This window comes from Jatrophihabitans cynanchi (assembly GCF_027247405.1).
GTDB classification, from domain to species: Bacteria; Actinomycetota; Actinomycetes; order Mycobacteriales; family Jatrophihabitantaceae; genus Jatrophihabitans_B; species Jatrophihabitans_B cynanchi.
This window is the reverse complement of the sequence record NZ_CP097463.1, coordinates 3,662,657-3,685,153: the sequence shown is the minus strand read 5'-3', so window position 1 is coordinate 3,685,153 and position 22,497 is coordinate 3,662,657. Positions and strand designations below refer to the sequence as shown.

16 protein-coding genes, 3 pseudogenes and 1 other annotated feature are annotated in these 22,497 nt (G+C 69.3%); of the genes and pseudogenes, 11 read left to right on the top strand and 8 right to left on the bottom strand.

The genetic code is table 11. The features are described 5' to 3' along the window. The first annotated feature begins 31 nt into the window (after positions 1-31). Positions 32-1,630 carry a hypothetical protein gene (locus M6B22_RS17890; RefSeq protein ID WP_269442932.1) on the top strand — a complete coding sequence of 533 codons (1,599 nt, stop codon included), beginning with the start codon at positions 32-34 and terminating at the stop codon, positions 1,628-1,630. Positions 1,631-1,683: 53 nt separating this feature from the next. Here the strand turns inward: M6B22_RS17890 and leuS are convergent, their stop codons facing one another. From leuS to M6B22_RS17865, 5 genes are all read right to left on the bottom strand, one after another. Continuing rightward, positions 1,684-4,563 carry a leucine--tRNA ligase gene (leuS, locus tag M6B22_RS17885; protein WP_269442931.1) on the bottom strand — a complete coding sequence of 960 codons (2,880 nt, stop codon included), beginning with the start codon at positions 4,561-4,563 and terminating at the stop codon, positions 1,684-1,686. Positions 4,564-4,828: 265 nt separating this feature from the next. Then, positions 4,829-5,494, bottom strand: coding sequence for a histidine phosphatase family protein (locus tag M6B22_RS17880; RefSeq protein WP_269442930.1), 666 nt, complete (start codon positions 5,492-5,494; stop codon positions 4,829-4,831). Then, positions 5,491-5,871 carry a ribosome silencing factor gene (gene rsfS, locus M6B22_RS17875; RefSeq protein ID WP_269442929.1) on the bottom strand — a complete coding sequence of 127 codons (381 nt, stop codon included), beginning with the start codon at positions 5,869-5,871 and terminating at the stop codon, positions 5,491-5,493. The genes M6B22_RS17880 and rsfS overlap by 4 nt, the downstream gene beginning before the upstream one ends. Before the next feature lie 12 nt (positions 5,872-5,883). After that, positions 5,884-6,474 (bottom strand): nicotinate-nucleotide adenylyltransferase, encoded by a 591-nt coding sequence (nadD, locus tag M6B22_RS17870; RefSeq protein ID WP_269442928.1) that lies wholly within the window; start codon positions 6,472-6,474, stop codon positions 5,884-5,886. 134 nt (positions 6,475-6,608) lie between these two features. Beyond that, the gene (locus M6B22_RS17865; protein WP_269442927.1) at positions 6,609-8,642 is read right to left on the bottom strand and encodes an SDR family oxidoreductase; all 2,034 of its coding nucleotides are present in this window, start codon (positions 8,640-8,642) and stop codon (positions 6,609-6,611) included. Positions 8,643-8,791: 149 nt separating this feature from the next. On the opposite strand from M6B22_RS17865, the gene M6B22_RS17860 reads away from it, so the two are divergent. Further along, on the top strand, positions 8,792-10,132 hold the full coding sequence (locus tag M6B22_RS17860) for a sensor histidine kinase (RefSeq protein WP_269442926.1): 1,341 nt from the start codon (positions 8,792-8,794) through the stop codon (positions 10,130-10,132). After that, positions 10,132-10,779, top strand: coding sequence for a response regulator transcription factor (locus tag M6B22_RS17855; RefSeq protein WP_331459819.1), 648 nt, complete (start codon positions 10,132-10,134; stop codon positions 10,777-10,779). Before M6B22_RS17860 ends, M6B22_RS17855 begins: the two co-directional genes overlap by 1 nt. Positions 10,780-10,788: 9 nt before the next feature. On the opposite strand, the gene M6B22_RS17850 is transcribed toward M6B22_RS17855, so the two are convergent. After that, the gene (locus M6B22_RS17850) at positions 10,789-12,690 is read right to left on the bottom strand and encodes an Ig-like domain-containing protein (protein WP_269442924.1); all 1,902 of its coding nucleotides are present in this window, start codon (positions 12,688-12,690) and stop codon (positions 10,789-10,791) included. 532 nt (positions 12,691-13,222) lie between these two features. Here M6B22_RS17850 and M6B22_RS17845 point away from each other — a divergent pair. The 7 genes and pseudogenes from M6B22_RS17845 (at position 13,223) to M6B22_RS17815 (ending at position 19,519) form a co-directional block, all read left to right on the top strand. Next, a complete protein-coding gene (locus M6B22_RS17845; RefSeq protein ID WP_269442923.1) occupies positions 13,223-14,434 on the top strand; it encodes a DUF222 domain-containing protein in 1,212 nt (403 codons plus the stop codon). A gap of 50 nt (positions 14,435-14,484) precedes the next feature. After that, positions 14,485-15,437: pseudogene (locus M6B22_RS17840) on the top strand (IS3 family transposase); the annotation flags it as partial. Next, positions 14,754-14,888 (top strand) — a sequence feature (AL1L pseudoknot). (Overlaps the previous pseudogene by 135 nt.) 144 nt (positions 15,438-15,581) lie before the next feature. Then, positions 15,582-16,787, top strand: coding sequence for a tyrosine-type recombinase/integrase (locus tag M6B22_RS17835; RefSeq protein WP_269442922.1), 1,206 nt, complete (start codon positions 15,582-15,584; stop codon positions 16,785-16,787). Beyond that, entirely contained in the window at positions 16,784-17,770 is a 987-nt protein-coding gene (locus M6B22_RS17830) for a tyrosine-type recombinase/integrase (RefSeq protein WP_269442921.1), read from the top strand. The genes M6B22_RS17835 and M6B22_RS17830 overlap by 4 nt, the downstream gene beginning before the upstream one ends. Then, entirely contained in the window at positions 17,757-18,800 is a 1,044-nt protein-coding gene (locus M6B22_RS17825; protein ID WP_269442920.1) for a tyrosine-type recombinase/integrase, read from the top strand. Before M6B22_RS17830 ends, M6B22_RS17825 begins: the two co-directional genes overlap by 14 nt. Positions 18,801-18,904: 104 nt before the next feature. Next, a pseudogene (locus M6B22_RS17820) lies at positions 18,905-19,246 on the top strand (transposase); the annotation flags it as partial. A 51-nt stretch (positions 19,247-19,297) separates the two neighbouring features. After that, complete coding sequence (locus tag M6B22_RS17815; protein WP_269442919.1) at positions 19,298-19,519, top strand: hypothetical protein; 222 nt, start codon at positions 19,298-19,300, stop codon at positions 19,517-19,519. Between the two features lie 35 nt (positions 19,520-19,554). Here M6B22_RS17815 and M6B22_RS17810 read toward each other — a convergent pair whose 3' ends face one another. Further along, the gene (locus tag M6B22_RS17810) at positions 19,555-20,577 is read right to left on the bottom strand and encodes an IS110 family RNA-guided transposase (protein ID WP_269442918.1); all 1,023 of its coding nucleotides are present in this window, start codon (positions 20,575-20,577) and stop codon (positions 19,555-19,557) included. 94 nt (positions 20,578-20,671) lie between these two features. Here M6B22_RS17810 and M6B22_RS17805 point away from each other — a divergent pair, with 94 nt between their 5' ends. After that, positions 20,672-22,033 carry an IS256 family transposase gene (locus M6B22_RS17805; protein ID WP_407935646.1) on the top strand — a complete coding sequence of 454 codons (1,362 nt, stop codon included), beginning with the start codon at positions 20,672-20,674 and terminating at the stop codon, positions 22,031-22,033. Positions 22,034-22,073: 40 nt separating this feature from the next. On the opposite strand, the pseudogene M6B22_RS17800 reads toward M6B22_RS17805, so the two are convergent. Further along, a pseudogene (locus M6B22_RS17800) lies at positions 22,074-22,397 on the bottom strand (IS110 family transposase); the annotation flags it as partial. Between the last annotated feature and the right edge of the window lie 100 nt (positions 22,398-22,497).

The following is a 22,497-nucleotide window of genomic DNA, read 5'->3' as shown; positions in this document are numbered from 1 at the left end:
CGCTGTCAGCGGTTGCTGAAATACTTCACAGGTGGCGGGGACCTTCGCGTACGGCCTCGGCGCGCGCCCGCAGCCGGACGGCGCCCTCGCCAGGCGACCCGTCGTCGTTGCCGGCGTCGTCGCGTCCGCGCTGGCCGTGCTGTTCCTGCTCTCCAAGCTCACCGGCCAGGACCTGTCCGCGCAGATGGCGCGCGCCGACTTCGCCCGCGACCACGCCCTCACCCCGGTCGACTTCCGCTGGTTCGGCGGGACGCTGAGCCTCGGCTACTCGCTGTGGGTGCCCTGGGTGGCCTCGGTGGTCGGCGTGCGGCTGCTCGGCGTCGCCGCCGCGATCATCGGCAGCATCCTCACCACCCGGCTGTTGCAGTACGCGAAGGCGCCGCACCTGACTGCCGCCGCCGTCGCGGTCGCGGTGTGCCAGCTCGCCGACGTCGCGGTGGGCCGGGTGACCTTCCAGGTCGGGCTGACCTGCGCGCTCGGGGCCACGGTGTGCATCGCCGCGAAGGACCCCGGCCTCGCGCGGCGGGCGGCCGCGATCGTGCTGGGCGCTCTCGCCGGGGCGGCCAGCCCGGTGGTCACGCTCGAACTCTGGATCGTCGCGCTGGCGCTGTTCGTCAAGCGCGAGCGCCGGCTGGACGCGGTGCTGCTCGCGATGAGCTCGACGATCCCGTCGGCGATCATCTCGCTCGTCTTCGCCGACGGTTCGCTGCAGCAGTTCCAGTGGTCGATGGCGGTTCGCGCGCTCGGTGGCGGCGCGCTCGTGCTGCTCGTGGTGCCCCGGCAACACCGCACGTTGCGGCTCGGCACGGCGATCAGCCTGGTGGTCGTGCTCATCGCGTGGGTGGTGCCGAGCCAGATCGGCAGCAACGCGATCCGGCTCGGGCTGCTGTTCGGCATCCCCTGCGTGATCGCGTTCTCCCGGTGGGGACGGTGGGCGACGGCCGGCCTGGCGGTGATCGCGGTCGTGATCCAGCCGCCGGTGTCGCCGGAGATCCCGCAGCTGTGGGGTGAACAGGCGAGCCGGCAGGCCTACTACCAGCCGCTCGTCGACCAGATCAACTCGCACGGCCCGTTGACCGGCCGCGTCGAGACGCCGGAACAGTCCAGCCACTGGGACGCCGCGCTGCTCGCCAAGAGCGTGCCGCTCGCCCGCGGTTGGTTGCGCCAGGTCGACACCGAACTGAACGAGCACGTGTTCTTCGACGGGCGGCCGACGGTGCAGACGTACCGCGATTTCCTGCGCAGCGAGGCCGTGCAGTACGTGGCCATCCCGGACACCGCGCTCACCACGGTCGGCGAGCAGGAACGCGACCTCGTCGCGACCGGCCTGCCGTACCTGCGACGTATCTGGCACAACGCGGACTGGACGCTCTACCTGGTCGACGGCGCCACCTCGATCGCCGAGGCGCCGGCGCGGCTGGTACGGCAGTACCCCGACCGCATCGAGGTGTACGCCCCCGAGGCGATGACCGTGCACCTGCGGTTGCGCTGGTTCAAGTGGCTCACCGTGACGGGGCCGATCGGCACCTGCGTCACGCCGAGCGCGGACAACGAGCACGTCGACGTGCACACCACCGGCGGCGGCACGGTGGTGATCAGCTCGTCGCTGAGCGCACAGAAACAGTGCTGACCCGATCGTGCGATTTCCTGAGCCGCCAGGACGCAGCGGGTTGCACGATCGGGTCAGATGACGAAGTTGACCAGCCGGCCGGGCACCGCGACCACGCGGCGCACCTCGCGCCCGTCGAGCGCGGCGATCACCTTCTCGTCCGTGCGCGCAGCCTGCTCCATCGTCGCCGCGTCGGCATCGGCCGGTAACTGCAGCACCGCACGCAGCTTGCCGTTCACCTGCACGGGAACCTCGACGGTGTCGTCGACCAGCAGCGCGGGATCGGCGACCGGGAACGCGTCCCACGCCAGCGAGGACTCGTGGCCCAGCTTCGCCCACAGCTCCTCGGCGATGTGCGGGGCCAACGGCGCCATCATCAGCACGAGCGCCTCGGCCAGCTCCCGCGGCGCTCCGCCGTTCGGGTAGGCCTGGGTGACCGCGTTGTTCAGCTCGGTGATCCGCGCGATCGAGGTGTTGAAGCGCAGCGACTCGTAGCCCTCGCGGACCGCGTGAATCGCCTTGTGCAGCAGGCGATTGAGCTGCTCCGGGATCTCGCGGTCGGACACGTGCGCAGTGCCGGACTGCTCGTCGACCACCACCCGCCAGATGCGCTGCAGCAGCCGGTAGGGCCCGACGATGGCCTTGGCGTCCCAGGGGCGGGACTGCTCCAGCGGTCCGCTGAACATCTCGAACAGGCGGAACGTGTCGGCACCGAACTCGGCGATGAACTCGTCGGGGGTGACCACGTTCTTCAGGCTCTTGCCGATCTTGCCGAACTCCTGGGTAACCTCCTCGCCCTGGTAGAAGAAGTGCCCGTCGCTCTCGGTGACCTGGGCCGCCTCGACGTAGAACCCGTCGGCGTTCGTGTACGCGGGCAGCTGCAGCATGCCCTGGTTCACCAGCCGGTGATACGGCTCGGCCGAGGACAGGTAGCCCAGGTCGTACAGCACCTTGTGCCAGAACCGCGCGTACAGCAGGTGCAGCACGGCGTGCTCCACACCGCCCACGTACAGCTCGACACCGCCCAGCGGCCGGTCGGCGGTGGGGCCCATCCAGTAGTGCTCCACCGCCGGGTCGACGAACCGCTCGGCGTTGGTGGGATCGAGATAGCGCAGCTCGTACCAGCACGATCCGGCCCAGTTCGGCATGGTGTTCGTCTCGCGCCGGTACGTCTTGACGCCGTCGCCCAGGTCCAGCTCGACGTTGACCCACTCGGTCAGCCGGCCCAGCGGCGGCTCGGGCGTGGAGGCGGCGTCCTCGGGCGGGAACGACTTCGGCGAGAAGTCATCGGTCTCGGGCAGCTCGACCGGCAGCAGCTCGTCGGGCAGCGCGATCGGCAGGCCGGTCTCGTCGAACACGATCGGGAACGGCTCGCCCCAGTAGCGCTGGCGGCTGAAGAGCCAGTCCCGCAATCGGTAGGTGATCGCCCCGCGGCCGTGCGCGTTGGTCTCCAGCCACTCGATCATCTTCGCCTTGGCGGCGGCGACGTCCAGCCCGTCCAGGCTCAGTTCGGCCGAGCTGGAGTTGATGGCCGGCCCGTCACCGGTGAACGCCTTGCCGTGCTCGGTGTCGAAGCCCTCGCCCGGCTGCACGGTACGGACGATCGGCAGGTCGAACTTCTCGGCGAACGCCCAGTCGCGCTCGTCCTGTCCGGGCACGGCCATGATCGCGCCGGTGCCGTACCCCATCAGCACGTAGTCGGCGACGAACACGGGGATCGCGACGCCGGTGACCGGGTTCGTCGCGAACGAACCGGTGAACACGCCGGTCTTGTCCTTCGCCTCACCGCTCTGCCGCTCCAGCTCCGAGACCCGGGCCGATCGCGCCTGGTAGTCGGCGATCGCCTCGGCGGGCGTGCCGAAGCCACCGGTCCAGCTCTCGGAGACTCCGTCCGGCCACGCGGGTGCGGTCAGCGCGGACACCATCGGGTGTTCCGGTGCCAGCACCATGTAGGTGGCGCCGAAGAGCGTGTCCGGGCGGGTGGTGAACACCTCGATGCGCCCGGCGGGTGACTCGAACCCGATGTGCGCACCGGTCGAGCGGCCGATCCAGTTGCGCTGCATCGTGCGCACCTTGTCCGGCCAGTCGATGAACTCCAGATCGCGCAGCAACCGGTCGGCGTAGGCGGTGATGCGCATCATCCACTGGGCCAGCGGCTTGCGGAACACCGGGAAGTTGCCGCGCTCGCTGCGGCCGTCGGCGGTCACTTCCTCGTTGGCCAGCACGGTGCCCAGGCCGGGCGCCCAGTTCACCGTCGACTCTGCACGGTAGGCCAGCCGGTGGTTGTCGACGACCTGACGCCGCTGCAGGTCGGACAGCTCCGCCCACGGGCGCCCGAACGGGTTCGTGCCCTCGCCGGGCTGGCGCTCGCCGGCGTCCAGTTCGGCGATGAGCTCGTCGATCGGACGGGCCTTGTCGGCCGACTGGTCGTACCAGGAGTTGAAGATCTGCAGGAAGATCCACTGCGTCCAGCGGTAGTAGCCGGGGTCGATCGTGGCGATCGAGCGACGCGTGTCATGCCCCAGGCCCAGCCGGCGCAGTTGCTGCCGGAACACCACCATGTTGGCGTTGGTGGTGGTGGCCGGGTGCTGGCCGGTCTGTACCGCGAACTGCTCGGCGGGCAGGCCGAACGCGTCGAACCCCATCGTGTGCAGCACGTTCGCGCCGCGCATCCGCAGGTAGCGGGCGTACACGTCGGTGCCGATGTAGCCCAACGGATGCCCGACGTGCAGCCCGGCGCCGGACGGGTACGGGAACATGTCGAGGACGTAGGAGTGCGGGCGGATCGCGACCCGCTCGAAGCCGTCGGACAGCGGGCCGGTCGGGTTCGGGGCGTTGAAGGTTCCCTCGCGCTCCCAGCGGTCCTGCCACGACGTCTCGATAGCGTCCGCCAACTGCGCCGTGTAACGGAACGCCGGGATCTCGTCCGCGTTCTCGCCGGGCGTGGAACTCATCAACTCTCCCTGGAGGTTCGCCTGCTTCGGACACAAGAAGAGCCTCTGCGGTTCGCAGAGGCTCTGCCGCGCTGACCCGGTGGGTTCAGCGCGGCGATCCGAGAAGCCGGCGTGCGGTGCTCACGTCGCACAGAATACCCCGTGCCGTTGGTGCACGCCCCACGCCCGCCGTCCGTCGCCGCCGAGCGCGGGGGCACCTGAGGTGCACACTAGCCCTCTGCCGGCGGGCGCGCGGCGGCCGGGTCCTGTGGCGTCGCTCACCCGCTCACGCGTCGGCGTCGGGCGCGTCCTCGCTGAAGCCGTCCAACCGCACCGGCAACGGCGCCACCGCACCGGGCGCGCCGATGTTGTGCGCGCGCAGCCGCCAGACCGGGCCGCTGTGGTCGTTGTGCTCGGCGAGCAGTTCGCTCCAGTGGCAGTTCGCGAGGGGGCCCAGCACGTGCACCTGCTGCGGCATGGACAGCAGCGCGTTGCACAGCGCCATCGCGGTGGCGCTGTGCGTGACCAGTACCGCGGTCGCGACGTCGGGCAGTTCGGCGAACGCGGCGAGCGCGCGCTCCGCGACCTGCTCGCGGGTTTCGCCGCCACGTCTGCTGACGTCGCGACCGCCGACCCAGTCGGCGAACTCGGACGGGAACCGTTCGGCGACCTCGTCGCGCGTGAGCCCCTCCCAGTGCCCGAGCGAGCGCTCACGCAGCCGAGGGTCGAGGCGCACCGACAGGCCGGCGACCTCGGCGACCGGCGCGGCGGTCTGCGCCGCGCGCTGCGCGTCAGAACTCACCAGCACGTCCGGGCGCAGTGCGGCGATCAGCGCGGCCACCTCGTAGGCCTGGGCGCGCCCGACCTCGTCCAGCGGCGGATCGGCCTGGCCCTGGAACCGGCGCTCGGCGTTCCAGGTGGTTCGTCCGTGCCGCAGCAGGATCAGCCTCACCGAGCGGTTGCCGGCGGCTGGTCGACGTCGGCCGGGATGAACGGGCAGTCCTTCCACAGTCGCTCGAGCGCGTAGAACACGCGCTCCTCGGCGTGCTGGACGTGCACCACGATGTCGGCGTAGTCGAGCAGCACCCAGCGGCCGTCGCGGCGCCCTTCGCGGCGCAGCGGCTTCACGCCCACCTGGCGCAGCTGCTCCTCGACCTCGTCGACGATCGCCTCGACCTGCCGCTCGTTGTTGCCGGTCGCGATCACGAACACGTCGGTTATGGCGAGCCGGTCACTGACGTCGATGAGCACGATGTCGGAGGCGAGCTTGTCGGCGGCCGCGCGAGCGGCGACCTGGGCCAGCTCGATCGAGGCGTCAGTTGCAGTCATAGGCCACCGAGTCTACGGGGCGGCGCGGTAGAGCCCGTGCTTGTTGATGTACTGCACGACGCCGTCCGGGACGAGGTACCACACCGGGTGCCCGGCGACGACCCGATCACGGCAGTCACTCGAGGAGATCGCCATGGCCGGCACGTCGAGCAGGGTGACCGAGTCGCTGGGCAGGTGTTCGGCGGACAGCTCGTAGCCGGGACGGGTCACGCCGACGAAGTGCGCCAGCCGGATCGCCCGGTCGCCGTCCTTCCAGGACAGGATCTGCCCCAGCGCGTCTGCACCGGTGATGAAGAACAGTTCCGAGTCGGGCCGTTGGGCGGCGATGTCGCGAATGGTGTCGACCGTGTACGTCGGCCCCTCGCGGTCGATGTCCACCCGGCTCACCCAGAACCTCGGGTTGGACGCGGTCGCGATCACCGCCATCAGGTAGCGGTGCTCGGCCGGGCTGACCCGGCGCTCGGACTTCTGCCACGGTTCGCCGGTCGGCACGAAGATGACCTCGTCCAGCTCGAACAGGGAGGCGACCTCGCTGGCGGCCACCAGGTGGCCGTGGTGGATCGGGTCGAACGTCCCGCCCATGATCCCGACCCGCGTCGTCATGGCGCGATCCTATCGGCGAGCCGCCGGACGACGAGCGCGTGCGCGAAGAGCCGCGCGCGGCGCGAACTTGCCGCTCGGATCTCGAGATCCACCCTGTTCTTCGGGGTGGTCCCGAGATCCGATTCGACGCGGTTTCACCAGTGCACCCCGCGCAGGATGTGCGCGAACGCGACGCTCTCGCTGGTCGGCTGGTCCTCGGCCGGCGTCGCGGGCCGGTCGGCCGTGCCCTTGGCGGCATGCGAGTCCGGGAAGATCTTGTACCCGGCGTTGAGGATGACGTCCACTCCCCGGGGCGCGACCTGGTACAGCAGCTCGCCCGCGTTGCCGAGCGCGGTACCCACCTTCTTGGGCTTGCGGATCATCGCCTTGCAGATCATCTCGGCGGCCTCGGTCGGGGTCATCGCCGGGAACCGGTCGTACATCTTGGTGGGGGCGATCATCGGGGTGCGCACCAGCGGCATGTGGATCGTCGTCAGGTGCACGCCGTCGTCGATCACCTCGGAGGCGATGCAGCGACTGAACGCATCGAGCGCCGCCTTGGACGCCACGTACGCCGAGAACCGCGGCGTGTTGGTCTGCACGCCGATCGAGCTGATGTTGATGATGTGCCCGCCCCTGCGGCCGTCCGGGCTCGGCCGGCGCATCACCGGGAGCAGTGTCAGGATCAGCCGGACGGCGCCGAAGTAGTTCAGCTGCATCGTCCGCTCGAAGTCGTGGAACCGGTCGTACGACAGCGAGATGGAGCGCCGGATGGAGCGGCCGGCGTTGTTGACCAGCACGTCGACGCGACCGTGTTCGGCCAGCACCTGCTTGGCCATCCGCTCGATGTCGCTCATGTCGGCGAGGTCGGCGCGGTAGACGTACGCGATGCCGCCGACATCCTCGATCTCGGCGCGGGTCTGCTCCAGCTTCTCCAGGCCGCGCGCCACGAGGATCACCCGCCCACCGGCGGCGCCGACCCGAAGCGCGGTGGCACGGCCGATGCCCGAGGACGCCCCGGTGATCATCACCGTCTTGCCCGAGATGGCGCGCGCCAGCGCCCGGTCCTTGCGGCGGTCCGGGCTGTAGGTGCGCTCCCAGTACTCCCAGAGCGTCTGTGCGTAGCTGGCAAGTGGCGGAACGGTGATGCCCGAGCCGGCCAGCACCTGCTGCGTCTTCGTCGAGTCGAAGTGCGTCGGGTAGGTGAGGTAGGCGAACATTTCGCGCGGGATGCCGAGTTCGGCGAGCGCGAGGTCGGTGAGCTGCCGGGCGCCGGGCAGGTTGGTCAGCGTGGACGCGAGCCGGGCGGGCAGCCCGTCCAGTGCTCGCGCGTCGAGGTTCAGTACCGGCGTCGGCGCGTGCGCGGCCTTGGTCAGCACCTTGATCAGCCCGCCGACGGTGAGCGGCTCGGGGTCGGTGAGGTGGAAGGTCTGCCCGTCCAGGCCGGGTTGGTGCGCGATGAAGTCCATCGCCTTGGCGACGTAGTCGACCGGCACCAGGTTGATCTCGCCACCTTCGATGCCCACGCCGCGCACCCAGGCGGGAGCGGCACCGCGCAACCGCTGGATGGCGCGGAAGAAGTAGTACGGGCCGTCGATCTTGTCTATCTCGCCGGTCTGGCTGTGGCCGACGACGGCGCCCGGGCGATAGACGCGCCAGGGCACGGTGCACTCGGTGCGCACGACCGCCTCCGACGCGTGCTTGGTCGCGTAGTACGCGTTGTGCTCGACGTCCTGCGCCTCGTCGAACATGTCCTCGGTGAACGTGCCGCGGTACAGCCCGGCGGCCGCGATCGAGCTCACCTGGTGGAAGTGCCCGGCGTGGATCGCGGCGGCCAGGTGCACGGCGTGCCTCGTCCCCTCGACGTTCGCCACCCGCTGGCTGTCGGCATCAGCGGTGAGGTCGTAGATCGCGGCCAGGTGGAAGAAATGCTCGACGCGGTCGGTCAGGGCGTCGATGTCCTGCTGGCTCACACCGAGCAGTTCGGAGTCCAGGTCGCCGATCACCGGGACGATCCGGCTGCCGGCGGCACCGCCTTCCCCGAGGCGCTCGGCGAGTTCTTCCAGCTTGTGCAGCGATCCGGCGCGGCACAGCGCGTAGATCGTGAGGTCGGAATCGCCGCGCCGGAGCAGTTCGGCCAGCAGGAACCGGCCGATGAAGCCGGTCGCGCCGGTCACGAAGTACGCCATGTGGTCCCCCAGCATCATCTGTTACTGGCAGTCTCGTGCAACTGTCCGGGTTGCACCAGTCCGGGCCGGGACACGGTGGGGTTAGCACGAGCGCGGACCGGCGAGTTGGCTCCATCGCGCCCGCCCCGCCGAGCCGGAAGGCTGAAGGCATGATCCACACGCACGACGTCTGGCAGGCTGACCCTGCGATGAGCGATCGTCCCCGCGTGCCCGCGTTCTTCACCGCCCTGTTCACCCGGCGCACCTGGGCGGAGTTGTTGTACGCGCTCGTCGGTCTGCCGCAGGGCGTCTTCGGCTTCGTGTTCGTGGTCGTCACCGTGTCGGTGTCCGGCGGCCTGATGGTGACGTTCATCGGGCTGCCGCTGCTGGCCGCGAGCGGTCTGGTCAGCAGGTGGCTCGGGTGGCAGTGGCGCGAGGGCGTGAACGCCTTCCTCGGCTGGCAGATCGCGGCACCACCGCGGTTCCGGGCCGGCCCCGGCCTGTTCGGCTGGATCGGGTCGTGCCTGAAGGACGGCACCGCGTGGCGGGCGCGCCTGTACCTGCTGCTCAAGCTGCCGCTCGGTATCGCCTCGTTCGTGGTGGCGGTGACCTGCTACGCCTACGGGCTGGGGGCACTGTCGTACGGGATCTGGTACCGCTGGCTGCCGTGCAACACCGATGATCAGGGCGGTTGCCATCACGCCGCGCAGCTCTGGAACAACTACTTCATCGACACCCCGGGCCGAATCACCCTGTTCGCGCTGGTCGGGCTGGTGCTGCTCCTGCTCGCGCCGTGGGCCGTGCGTGGCGCGGTGAGCGTGGACCGCGTGGCGATGCGGGCGCTGCTCGGGCCGACCTGGACGAGCGCGCGGGTGGCGGAGTTGGAGCAGACCCGCGCCGCCGCGGTGGACGACTCGGCCGCGACGCTACGGCGCATCGAGCGCGACCTGCACGACGGGACGCAGGCGCGGTTGGTGGCGTTGGCGATGAACGTGGGGCTGGCCAAGGAGAAGCTGGCCGAGGGCGGCGATCCGGCCGAGGCGCAGCGGCTGCTGGAGTCGGCACACACCACCGCCAAGGACGCGATCGTCGAACTGCGAGATCTTGCAAGGGGCATCCACCCGCCCGTCCTCGATGCCGGCCTGGACACCGCGCTCGCCACCCTGGCCGCGCACAGCGCCGTCCCGGTGACCTTGCGGACGGCGATCACCGAACGGCCCGCCGCCGCCATCGAGACGATCGCGTACTTCTGCGCCGCCGAACTGCTGACCAATGTGGCCAAGCACAGCCGTGCGACCCGGGCCGTGCTCGACGTCCGGACCGTCACGGGGACGCTGCGCATCCAGGTCAGTGACAACGGCCGGGGCGGTGCCCGCGTCGGCGCGGGCAGTGGGCTGACCGGGCTGGGTGAACGGGTGCGCACCGTGGACGGGCGGCTGGGCGTCGACAGTCCGGACGGTGGCCCTACCGTCGTCACCGTGGAGTTGCCGATGCAGACGGCGAGCCGATGATGCGCGTCGCGATCGCCGAGGACAGCGCGATCCTGCGCGATGGCCTGGCCCAGTTGCTGATCGACCGCGGGCACGAGGTGATCGCGGCGGTGCCGGACGGCGACGCGCTGCGGGCGTTCGTCGCCCGGGACCAGCCGGACGTCTGCGTGATCGACATCAGGATGCCGCCGTCGTTCACCGACGAGGGGTTGCGCGCCGCGATCGCACTGCGCCGTACCTATCCGGAGCTCGGCGTGCTGGTGTTCTCCCAGTACGTCGAGACGAGGTACGCGGCCGAACTGCTGGCCGGTTCGGCCCGCGGGGTCGGGTACCTGCTCAAGGACCGGGTAGCGGACGTCCGGGAGTTCGTGGACGCGCTGACCCGGGTGGCGCAGGGCGGCACCGCGCTGGACCCCGAGGTGGTCGCGCAACTGCTCGGCGCCGGCCGGCGCACCGACACGCTCGCCGCGCTGACCCCCCGCGAGCGCGAGGCGCTCGAGGCGATGGCCGAGGGGCTGTCCAACGCGGGCATCGCCGCCAGGCTGGTGGTCACCGAGCGCGCGGTCGAGAAGCACGTGGCGAACATCTTCACCAAGCTGGGGCTGCCCCCGTCGGACACCGACAACCGGCGGGTGCTGGCCGTGTTGCGCTACCTCGACGGATCCTGAGGCGGCGGCCTACGTGTAGTAGCCGTAGACGTAGAGGCGGGCGCTGATCCGTCCGGTGCGGTTCCAGAGCCGCACGTCGTAGCGCCGGCCGATGCGGCTGATTCCGTACCAGCTGCCGGTGTGCCGAGCCCGGATCGCGTGTGGCCAGCAGGATCGCGGCGTGATGCCGGAGCCGGTTCGCGGGCGCGGGCACACGTAGACGCGCGTCGTGGCGGTGCCGTGCGACAAGACCAGCCGCAGCAGGACTCCCTTCGCGGTGGACGGCACCGGACTGCGTCTCGCGGCCCGGACGTCCACTGCCCTGCGTGCGGCCAGCCTCGTCGCGATCAGCCGGGTCGACGTGACCCGGTGGAACTTCCAGCCCCGTGGCGGGGTGGTCGGTTGGACGGTCACGACCGTCGCGCGCGAGGTCGAGCCGTACAGGGCGCCGCTGCCGAGGTAGACCGCGTTCAGGCTGTGCGGCCCGGCGCCGAGGCGGGTGGTCCGGAAGGTTGCCCGACCGGCTTGTACAGCGACGGTGGCGAGCACCTTGCTGCCCTCGCGGAAGCGCACCGATCCCGTTGCGGCCGTGGTGTTCACCCGCGCCGACAGGGTGAGGGTGTGCTGGTACACGGGTGCGGCGCTGGACACCGACAGCGTCGTGGTCGTCGGCATCCGCAGTGCCGCCTTGCCCCAGCGCGGCTGCGTGGCGTCGGTGAGGATCGGCCCGCCGGCGTAGGAGTCGCAGTCGGTGACGTCCGTCCCGACGTCGACGCGCCAGACCTGCCACTGGTGCGCAGCGTTCTCGAAGGCGGTCACCAGCGAGCGTCCGTCCGGCGACCAGGACGGCGTCTGGACGGTCGCGTCGGTGGACGCCGGCCAGTCACCCGGTGTCGCGATCCCGTTGACGACGCAGCGCGCGGTCGGTGCGGCCGGCGGGTCGGCGGTGCCGAAGTTCGCCGTGTTCAGCACGTTGAGGAAGGTCTGCCGCGGGCCGCCGCCGTTGTTGTCCAGGTTGACGATCACGCTCGCATACCGGTCGCCCTGCCTGCTGACGGCGGGGAACAGGTTCCAGAACTCGGCGGACGGGTCGCTCGCGCAGGTCGAGCCGGAGTAGTTGCAGTCGGTGTACCACTCGCTGCTGTTCGTCGCGCCGAGATCGGTGTAGCGGATGTCCTCGTTCGGGCCACCGACGACCACACGGCGGTTCGTCACCCAACTCGCCCATTGGACGTCGCCGGGCCCGCCGCTGATCGGGTGGCTGCGCGCCGCCGACGTGTAGGCGAGGCTGTGCTCGAAGAAGGTGTGGCACGGGGTGAAGCTGCAGTCGGTGTACGCGCCGAGCCACGAATAGGCGACCGTGCTGCCGTCCGGGGAGACCGAGGCGAAGTCGACGCCGAGGCCAGGGGTCGGAACCGCGAAGCTCGCCAGCACGTGACCGGCCTGATCGAGCCGGGTGATCGCGTTTCCGCGCAGCGCGACCACCGTGCCGGCGTCGTCCTCGGACGGGTAGCGGTACGGCGTCGCAGCGGTGCCGTTGCTCGTCAGCCGGCGCGCTGCCGATCCGTCCGGGCGGGCGATCCAGACGTTGTCGGCCCGGATGAACACGACGCTGCCGGCGGTACTGGGTGTGACCGCTGCCGGTTGCGTGCCACCGTCGGATGATCGGTCGCGCGCCGCATCGGCTGACGTCGGGCTGGCGGGCGGGTCGGCCGGCAGGTCAGCCGGCGTCAGCCGGGTCGGGTCGGCCGGCGTCAGCCGGGTCGGGTCAGCCGGCGTCAGCCGGGTCGGGTAAGCCGGCGTCAGCCGGGTCGGACGTGGCGGTGGCGGGGACCAATTCCGCCGGGTGGGCGCCGCGTGCGCCGGGGCTACCGCGACGGTCGTCGCCGCCGCGGCGACCAGGAGGATCGTGGCTCGTCGGGTGGGCGTCATTCTCGTCGATCCCCCTGGGCGCGGTGCTGCGGATGCCGGCCCGCTCGACGCTAGGGAAGTCGACCCGGCCCGGAATCCCACAAGTGCGCCACGTTCGCCCGTCGCTGTGCTCGTGCCCCGTCGAAGAACGCGGCGGCGGCAGGGCTCGCGCTCCGGAAACACGGTTCCCGGTTACCTTTCGTGCGGGCTGTGCCCGTCGAAGAGCGCACCGAGGAGGAGCTGAGTACTCGGTCGGCCTACGCCGCCGAGTCGACTCTCGCTCGGGTTACGACGCCTCGAAGTTCGCGGCGACGGGGACCTGGGTGCTCGGCCGGTTGCCGCTGCCGGGTCGCCTCTTGCTCGGGTTGCGCCGCGTCGAAGTGCGCACCGACGCGGAGCTGGGCGCTCGGTCGGGTTGCGCTGCTGGGTCGCCTTCCGCTGTGGTTTGCATCCGGTCCGGACGTCGTGGTTCTGTCGGGACCTGCCGATAAAATAAGGCGAAAGTCCATCCTCAAGGGTTGACAAGTCAAGTCGGTGCTGTAGAATCAGACGCATGGGCGAATCCGACCAGATCATGGTTGACGGGATCACCGTCGACCTAGTCGACCCCGCCCAATGCACCCCACTACCCACCAGCTCGGACGTGCTGCACCGGCCCGACCAGGCCGCCGGCGCGGCGAGCGTGCTGACGCCCTCGGGTGCGGTGTTGACCGCGGTGGAGTCGCTGCTGCCGGGCCGGCTCTCGGACACCGGCCTGATCGACGCCCTCACCGCCTGTGACCGGCTCCGGGCCCTGGTCGATGCCAAACAGAACGAGCTGCTCGCCGAACTCGCCCACCGCGACCCCGGCGGTGAGCAGTTCCTGCGCGAGGAGGCGGCGCTCGCGCTGCACCTGGCACCGGCCACCACCCAGGACCGCCTCCAGTGCGCCAGCGAACTGAGCTCACGGTTGTGGGACACGTTCGACCTGCTGCGCGCCGGGTACCTGTCCGCGGTGCACGCCCGCATCCTGGCCACCGCCACCGTCGACCTGCCCGATCCGGTGGCCGCGAAAGTGCAGGCCCAGGTCCTGCGCCGGGCTCCCGGACAGACACCCGGTGAGTTCCGCGCCGCCGTGCGCCGCGCGATCGCCAAACACGACGCCAAGAGCCAGAACGAGAAACACCGCGCTGCGGCCGCGCAACGGCACGTGCGGCGCGAGCAGGTCGAGGACGGGATGGGCTGGCTCACCCTGTTCGCCCCGGCCGACGGCATCGAAACCGTATGGACCGCCGTCAACGCCTGGGGCACGAAGACCAGCCGGCAAGACCAGCGCACCGCCGACCAACGCCGCGCCGACGCCCTCGTCGAGATCTGCACCGCCGCCCTGGCCCTGCCCGGCCTACCCACCGAACACGGACTCAAGCCCACCGTGAACGTCACCCTCGCCGCCAGCACCCTGGCCGGGACCGACAACCAACCCGGCTACCTCAACGGCGAACCCGTCCCCGCCGACATCGCCCGGCGCCTCGCCACCCAACCCGGCGCCCAGCGCCACTACTGGCCCGTCGACCAGACCGGACACCTCCTCGACCAAACCTGCCCGCACGCACCCACGGCATCCACGGTGCCGACCGGGCCGGCGCTCGACAGCAGCCTGATCACCCACCGCTACCAACCCACCACCACCATCACCCGGCACGTCATCACCCGCGACCAACACTGCATCATGCCCGGCTGCCGACGCAGAGCCCACACCTGCCAGTTGGATCACCGCACACCCTGAACCGGTACGGGTTTGATGCCGCTTCCTTGTGAGTCAGGAAGGATGGCGACATGCCCAAGAAGATCGATCCCGCTGTGAAGGAGCGGGCTGTGCGTCGGGTGCTGGAGCATCGCGCTGAGTACCCGAACCTGACCGCTGCCTCAGCGGCGGTGGCCAAGCAGGAGCGGCTGGGCACCGAGACGGTGCGCCGGTGGGTGCTGCAGGCCGATGTCGATGCCGGCGCCCGGCCGGGGACCACCTCGGTCGAGCACGCGGAGATCAAGAAGCTCAAGGCCGAGAACGCCCGGCTGCGGGAAGATGTCGCGATCTTGAAAGCGGCGACGACTTTCTTCGTGGGGGAACTCGACCCCCGCAACCGATGATCATGGGGTTCATCGACCAGATGCGCGTCGAGGGCCACGCGGTCGAGTCGACCTGCCGGGTGCTGCGTGAGCAGGGCTGCCAGGTCGCCGCGCGGACCTACCGGTCGTGGCGCACCAGCGCGCCGGCGGCGCGCACGGTCAGCGACGCGCAGCTGATTGATGAGATCACGACGCTGTGCTGGGCGCGTGACGAGCACGGCGTGCTGCGCATGACCCCGGAGGGTCTGTACGGGCGGCGCAAGCTGACCGCGGCGCTGCGTCGGCGCGGTCTCGTCGTCGCCGAGTGTACGGTGGCGCGGGCGATGAAAACCTTGCAGCATCAGGGGATTCGCCGCGCCAAGGGCGTGCGCACCACGATCCGGGCCAAGGACGGCCGGCGTGCCGGTGATTTGCTCGACCGGGACTTCACCGCGACCGCGCCGAACGAGAAGTGGGTCACCGACTTCACTTACGTGCGCACCTGGGCCGGGTTCGTCTACGTGGCCTTCATCGTCGACGTCTTCGCCCAACGCATCGTCGCCTGGCACGCCGCCACGACCAAGGCCGTAGAGCTGGTCATGACGCCGCTGCGCATCGCGCTGTGGCAACGCGACCGCGAAGGTCACCAGCCCGAGCCCGGCCGGCTGATCCATCACAGCGATTATGCCGAGGTCTGCGTTATGCCGAGGATCGGCGGGATCCCCTTTGCTGGCAGGGCTGCGTGACTGATTCCTCGGGCTAACGTTTGGGCCTGTTCGGTGGCAGCGTCCGCCGTGTCCATTCGCGATGCGGAGGAGGAGACGGCCATGGACATGACGGTCACGGGGATCGGGTCGGTTGTTGTCGCGGAGCTGCGCGCGGCCGGCTATATGGAGTCAACGATCGGCAACTACGAGAAGTCGATCAGGGCGTTGACGCAACTCGCCGACGGGCGGGGCGGCAAGTACACACCGGCGCTGGGTGCGGAGTTCGCGGCGATGACGATCAGCCCGCGGACGGGCAGGTTCAGCGTGCAGCGCCGGTTCGACTACGGACGGCTGGTCCGCGTGTTCAACTCCTACGTCACCACGGGCCGGGTCGAGTTGGCTTGCTGCACCCGTGGCGGGGGCGGGCCCCGTCCTGTCTCGCGGGAGTTCGTCCGGCTTGTTGGCGCGTGGGAGGCCGACATGGCTGACCGGGCTCTCGCGTCCGCGACCCGGGATGCCTACGGCCGGGTCGCTCGCGATTACCTGGTGTTCCTGGAGGCAGGCGGGATCCGCCGTCTCCGTGACGCCGACGGGGCGAGCGTGCTGAGCTACCTGAACTCGTTGACGGCTACGTGGAAGACGTCGTCGCTGTTCTGGGTCGTGTCGAACTTCCGCCCGTTCTTGAAGTTCACCGGCCGCAGCGACCTGGTCGACGCGCTCGGGTTGGCTGGCCTCAAGCGCTCTCACCGGATCGTGCCGGCGCTGCCGGACGAGGCGCAGCGCCTGATCGTGCAGGCATGCGCAACGCCGGCTATACCGGCACGGGATGCTGCCATCACGCTGCTTGCGGTCACGACGGGGCTGCGCGCATGCGACATCATCAGTCTGCTTCGTGACGACATCGACTGGCGGGCACGGACCGCGAGCCTCGTGCAGCAGAAGACCCACAACCCGCTGACAGTGCCGCTGACCGATCTGGTAGTCGACCGGCTTGCCGAGTACGTCCTTGACCAGCGGCCAGACTCGCCGGACGAGCATCTGTTCGTGCGTTCGGTGGCCCCGCACACGCGGCTGGCCGACCACGCCACGGTCCACCGGGTGATCACCACGGTGTTCCGTCGGGCCGGCGTCGCGGACGTGCTGGGCAGCACGCGTCTGTTGCGGCACAACGCCGCGACACGGCTGCTGAGGGCGTCGGTGCCGTTGCCGACCATCGCGGCCGTGCTCGGCCACGCGCGGCCGAAATCGACTGACCTGTATCTGAGCGTCGATGTCGTGCGCCTGCTCGACTGCGTCCTCGACGTCCCCGCCGGCGCGCGGCCATGAGCACGAAGGCGCTGGCCGCGAACGGCCATGACTTCACCAGCGCGTTCGCACCGCACCTTGCCGCCTACCTCGCGTTCAAGGAGCAGATGGGGTTCTACGGCGCCTCCAGGGTCTGGTACCTGAGGCAGTTCGACGCCTACTGCACCTCTCACGACCGGACGGTGTTCGACCGCGACACGGTCGAGGGATGGGTCAGCGAGCGTCTGGCCCGCACGGGCCCCTACCGGTCCTGGATGTCCTACATCCGCGATGTCGGCCGCTGGCTGCAGGCCCACGGGCAGTGTGACGCCTACGTCTTGTCGGACCGGTGGAAGGCTCAACGCCTGCCCACGCACCCCTACTTGCTCGGCGAGGCGGAGATCGAGGCGTTCTTCGCTACTGCGGCGGCGGTGCGGGCGGCGTCGCCGTGGCGGTGGCAGTCGGTCGCGTTCTTCACGTTGATGCACTGTTGCGGGCTGCGGACCGGGGAGACCCGGCGGCTACGCCCCGAGCACGTGCACCTGCGCGACAGGACCCTCGACGTGGTCGACTCCAAGGGCAACCGGTCGCGAAGGCTCCCGCTCACTGCCGACGTCACGAGGGTTCTGGCCAAGTGCGACCGCATCACGCGTGCGCATTTCGGACCGTCACGGGCCACCTTCTTCATCTCGAGGACCGGCAACGAGGTCACAGGCGCGACCATCGATGAGATCTTCCGGCGTATCTGGCACCAGGCCGCTCTTTCACGGCCGAGCGGCGGGGTGCAGCCCACGCCCTACGCCTTCCGGCATCACTTCGCCTACGCCAACGTCGATCGCTGGATGGCGCAGGGCAAGGACGTCATGGCGATGCTTCCCTACCTGGCCCGCTACATGGGCCACGCCAGCATCGAGTCGACGTTCTACTACATCCACACCTCGCCGGAGTTCCTGCACGCCTACGACGGACTCACCACCGCAGGCCAGTCGCTGCTGCCGGAGGTCGGATTCGATGACCAAGCATGACCGAGCGACCCGCGAACCGGACTTCTACCGCTACGCCCGCGACTACCTGCACGTCTACCTGCCGACGATGGCGCACCGCTCGGCGAACACGGTCGAGGCCTACCGGATCAGCCTGGAATGCCTCCTGCGCTACCTCGCCGAACAGCACCACGTCGCCCGCGCACACGTCAGCTTCGACCATCTCGACCGGCAGCACTTGAAAGGATGGCTCGCCTGGATGGGCGGGCAGCAGCACTACGCGCCACGGACGATCGGCCTGCGGCTCACCGCCGTCAAAGCGTTCCTGGCCTACTGCGCGGCCGAAGACCTCACCCTCGTCACGGTCAGCCAGCAAGCCAAGACGCTGCGCGCACCCACCGCGGCGAGGGAACCGATCGAGTACCTCACCGAACCCGAGACGAGCGCGGTGCTCGCCGCATTCACCGGCCGCACCCCGAAATCGCGGCGGAACCGGATGCTGCTGATCCTGCTCTACGACACCGCCGCCCGCGTCGGTGAGCTCACCGCCATGACGCTGGCCGACCTGCACCTGCACCGGCCCGGCCATGTGGTCCTCACCGGCAAAGGTGACAAGACCCGCGTCGTCCCGCTCACCGCGAAGACGATCGAACACCTGGACGTCTACCTCGCCGAGTTCCACCCCGGCATCGCCCGAACCGAAACGACCCGCCCGGTGTTCTACAGCTTGCACAACGGGGCACCGACCGCGCTGTCGACCGACACCGTCGCCGCAGTGCTCAAACGCGCCGCCACAACCGCACGCCGAAGATGTCCCTCGATTCCCGAAGACATCCACTGCCACATGCTGCGCAAGACCAAAGCGATGGACCTCTACCAGCAGGGCATCGCGCTGCCGATCATCATGCGACTCCTCGGCCACGAGAACATGTCGACCACCTCGGCGTTCTACGCCTTCGCCACCGTCGACATGATGCGCAAAGCCGTCGATGCCGCCACCCCAGCCGTCACGACACCCCAGGCGCGCCGACTCACGAAGGAGCGACTGCAGGCCCTCTACAGCCTCCGCTAACCGCCGGATCGTTAAGCCGAGGAATCAGTCACGCAGCCCTGCCAGCAAAGGGGATCCCGCCGACCTTCGGCATAACGCAGACCTCGGCATAATCGCTGCTAAGCCGAATTCGGCTTAGCGCCGATGCCGGCACGCAGTACACCTCCATCACGCTGACCGAGCACCTGGCGCTCGAAGACATCCGGCCCTCGATCGGGTCGGTCGGCGACGCCTACGACAACGCGCTGATGGAGACGATCAACGGCCTGTACAAGACCGAGTGCATCCGCACCACGATCTTCCACGACGGGCCCTACAAGACCGTCTCCGACGTGGAGTTCGCGACCGCCGGCTGGGTCGACTGGTACAACAACCGGCGCCTGCACAGCTCGCTCAACATGATCACGCCGGTCGAGTACGAGCACGCCCACTACGCTGCCCTCAACCCCGTCGGCAGCACAGCATGAAGACGGCAGAGAACCCGTGCCGGTTCACCCTGGCCCGACGGCCCCACCAGCGTGACCAACCTCGAACCCCTCTGCAAGCGGCATCACGACCTCAAACACCACGCCGGCTGGACCCTCACCCGCACCCCCGACGGCACCTACCACTGGACCTCGGCAACCCGACACCACTACCACTACCGACCACCCGAACTACCCGTCCCCCAACCCGAACCCGAACCCGAACCACCGAAGCAGACCGGACCCGACCCCAACGACCAACCACCACCGTTCTGATCTGAATCGTGAATAGGCGAGCATTGTGCTGGAAATCAGGCCGCTGGCGGTTCCTGTGGGGTGAGGGTGACGGTCTGTCCGAGGCGTTCGAGTTGGGCGACGAGTCGCCGGACGTGGACTTCGTCGGACAGGCGGCTGGTGAAGTAGTCGCCGCCGAGGTCGTGGTAGGGCTGTTGGCGGTCGAGCAGGTGGTAGGCGATCACGAGTATGGAGTGGCCGACGGCTACGGCGGCGCGTTTCTTGCCGCGGCGTCCGGACAGTCGCCAGTATTGCGCGGCCAGATAGGTGTTCTTGGTTCGGCCGGCGGCGTGGGCGGACTCGACCAGCGCCGCGCCGAGCCACTTGTTGCCTTTGCGGGTGTGGCCGGGTCGGTGTTTGCCGGCCGACTCGTTGTTGCCGGGGCAGACTCCCGCCCAGGCGGCGAGGCGGTGCGGGGAGCCGAATGCGCGCATGTCGCCGCCGGTCTCGGCGATGATCACTTCGCCGGTGCGGCGGGCGACACCGGGGATGGTCATCAGCAGGTCGAGTTGGCGACGAAAGGGCTCGAGTCGGTCGTTGATCTCCAAGGACAGACGAGCGCAGGTCGCGTCTGCGGCGTCGATGCGGGCCAGCATCTCGCGCACCAGGATCGCGTGGTGGGCGTCGAAGCGGCCCAGCAGCGCCTGCTGCAGTTCGCCGGTCTTGCGCCGCAAGCTCGCTTTGGCCAGCTCAGCCAACACGACCGGGTCGCGCTCGCCGTCCACCAAAGCGTTGAGCATCGCCCGGCCGGACACACCGACGATGCTGGAGGCGACCGAGCTGAGTTTGACGCCGGCGTCTTCGAGGACCTTTTCCAGCCGCTGCAGCTCGCGGGTGCGTTCCTCGATGACGGTCTTGCGGTAGCGGGTCAGATCCCGCAGTTCGCGGATCGGCGGCGGCGGGACGAACGAGGGCCGCACCAGCCCGTGCTCGACCAGCTGGGCGATCGGGCGTGTCAGATGGTCTGTGTGAGGGGTTGAGCTAACCCCGTGCGGGAGGCTCCTGCGGGAGCTGTCGCACAGATCGGAGAACACGATCATGACGATCACGATGATGCCGGGCGGCCGGGCCGCTGCGGTGAACGAGGTGCCGTCGGCGGTGGCCGATCAGCTGGTGTCGGCGACACTGGAGGACATGGCCAAGCGCAGCCGCAAGGACGAGCCGGTGCCACCGGCGCGGGTGGCGGCGCGCAAGCTGGTGGCCGAGATGGCCGGGCAGGGCTGGCTGGACGATCTGATGTCGAAGGTCGGTGACGACGGTGTCGCGTTGACCGGCGACGGCGGGTTCCTGCCGGAGATGATCAAGGCGGTGCTCGAGCGTGGACTCGAGGCCGAGCTCACCGATCACTTGGGCTACGAGCGTGGTGACCCGGCCGGGGCCGGGTCTGGCAACTCCCGTAACGGGTCGACGCCGAAGACGTTGTTGACCGAGGTCGGGCCGGTCGATCTGGACACGCCGCGGGATCGGGTCGGCAGCTTCACGCCCCGGCTGGTACCGAAGGGGACCCGCCGCCTCGGCGGCCTGTCGGACATGATCATCAGCCTCTATGCCGGTGGGATGACGGTGCGCGACATCGGCCACCACCTGCAGCGGGTCTATGGCACCGAGCTGTCCCATGACACGATCTCCAAGATCACCGACGAGGTCCTCGAAGAGGTCAAGGCCTGGCAGACCCGTCCCCTGGACGCGGTCTATCCGGTGATCTTCATCGACGCCCTGGTGGTGAAGGTCCGCGACCAGAACGTAGTGCGCAACAAGGCCTGTCACGTGGTGATCGGCGTCGATACCGACGGCGTGAAGCACGTGCTGGGCTTGTGGGTTCAGCAGCAAGAAGGCGCTCGGTTCTGGAACCAGGTGCTCGGCGAGCTGCGCAACCGCGGAGTGCGCGACGTGCTGATCGCCTGCTGCGACGGCCTGGTCGGGCTGCCAGAGGCGGTCGAGTCGACCTGGCCGCAGACAGTGGTGCAGACCTGCGTGGTCCACCTGATTCGCGCCTCGCTGCGTTACGTGTCCTACAACGACCGCAAGGCCGTCGCTGCGGCGCTCAAGCCGATCTACACCGCGGTCAACGCCGACGCCGCCTTCGACGAGCTCACCACGTTCGCCGACTCCGAACTCGGCAAGAAGTACGGCGCCACCGTCGCAGCGTGGGAACGAGCCTGGGACCGGTTCGTGCCGTTCCTGGCCTTCCCACTGGAGGTTCGCAAGGTCATCTACACCACCAACTCGATCGAGTCGTTGAACTACCAGCTCCGCAAGATCATCAAGAACCGTGGCCAGTTCCCCAATGACGACGCCATCATCAAGCTCATCTGGCTGGCCATCCTCGACATCGAAGACAAGCGCGCCGCTCTGCGAGAGAAGGACAAAGGCAAGCCGGCGAACAAGCGCACCGCCCCGCCCCGCCTGATCGAAGGCGCCACCACCACCGGCTGGCGCGCCGCCATCAACGCCCTCGACCTGGCCTACCCCGGCCGGCTCCCCGCCGGCCTCTAACCCAACGATCTTGACCACTTACACAGAAGACTTGACAGGCTCGGGCGATCCACTCCGAGTCCTTGACGTCGGTCTTGCGGCCGGGCACCGCCTTGAGGTGATGGGCGTTGAGCAGCCAACACTCGCTCACGTCCTCGAGCAGGTAGAACACCGGCTTCCAATAGTCGCTGGTCGCTTCCATCGCCGCGACCTGCACGCCCTCGGCGAGCAGCCAGTCCCGCAGAGCGAGCACCTCGCCGGTCATCGTGCCGAACGTGCGGGTCTCCTGCCGTCGACGCTTGCCCTGTCCCGGCGCGCGGATCGTCACCGCCATTGTCTTCTTGCCGATGTCGATACCGGCACACCGTTCGATCACCACATCCATCGCCCTCACTCCTTCCGACGCAACGGCGTCGCCCGGAGGAGCCTGTCGACAACGAATCTGAATCACGCGCTCGTAGCAGCAATACCGGGTACCGCAGGCT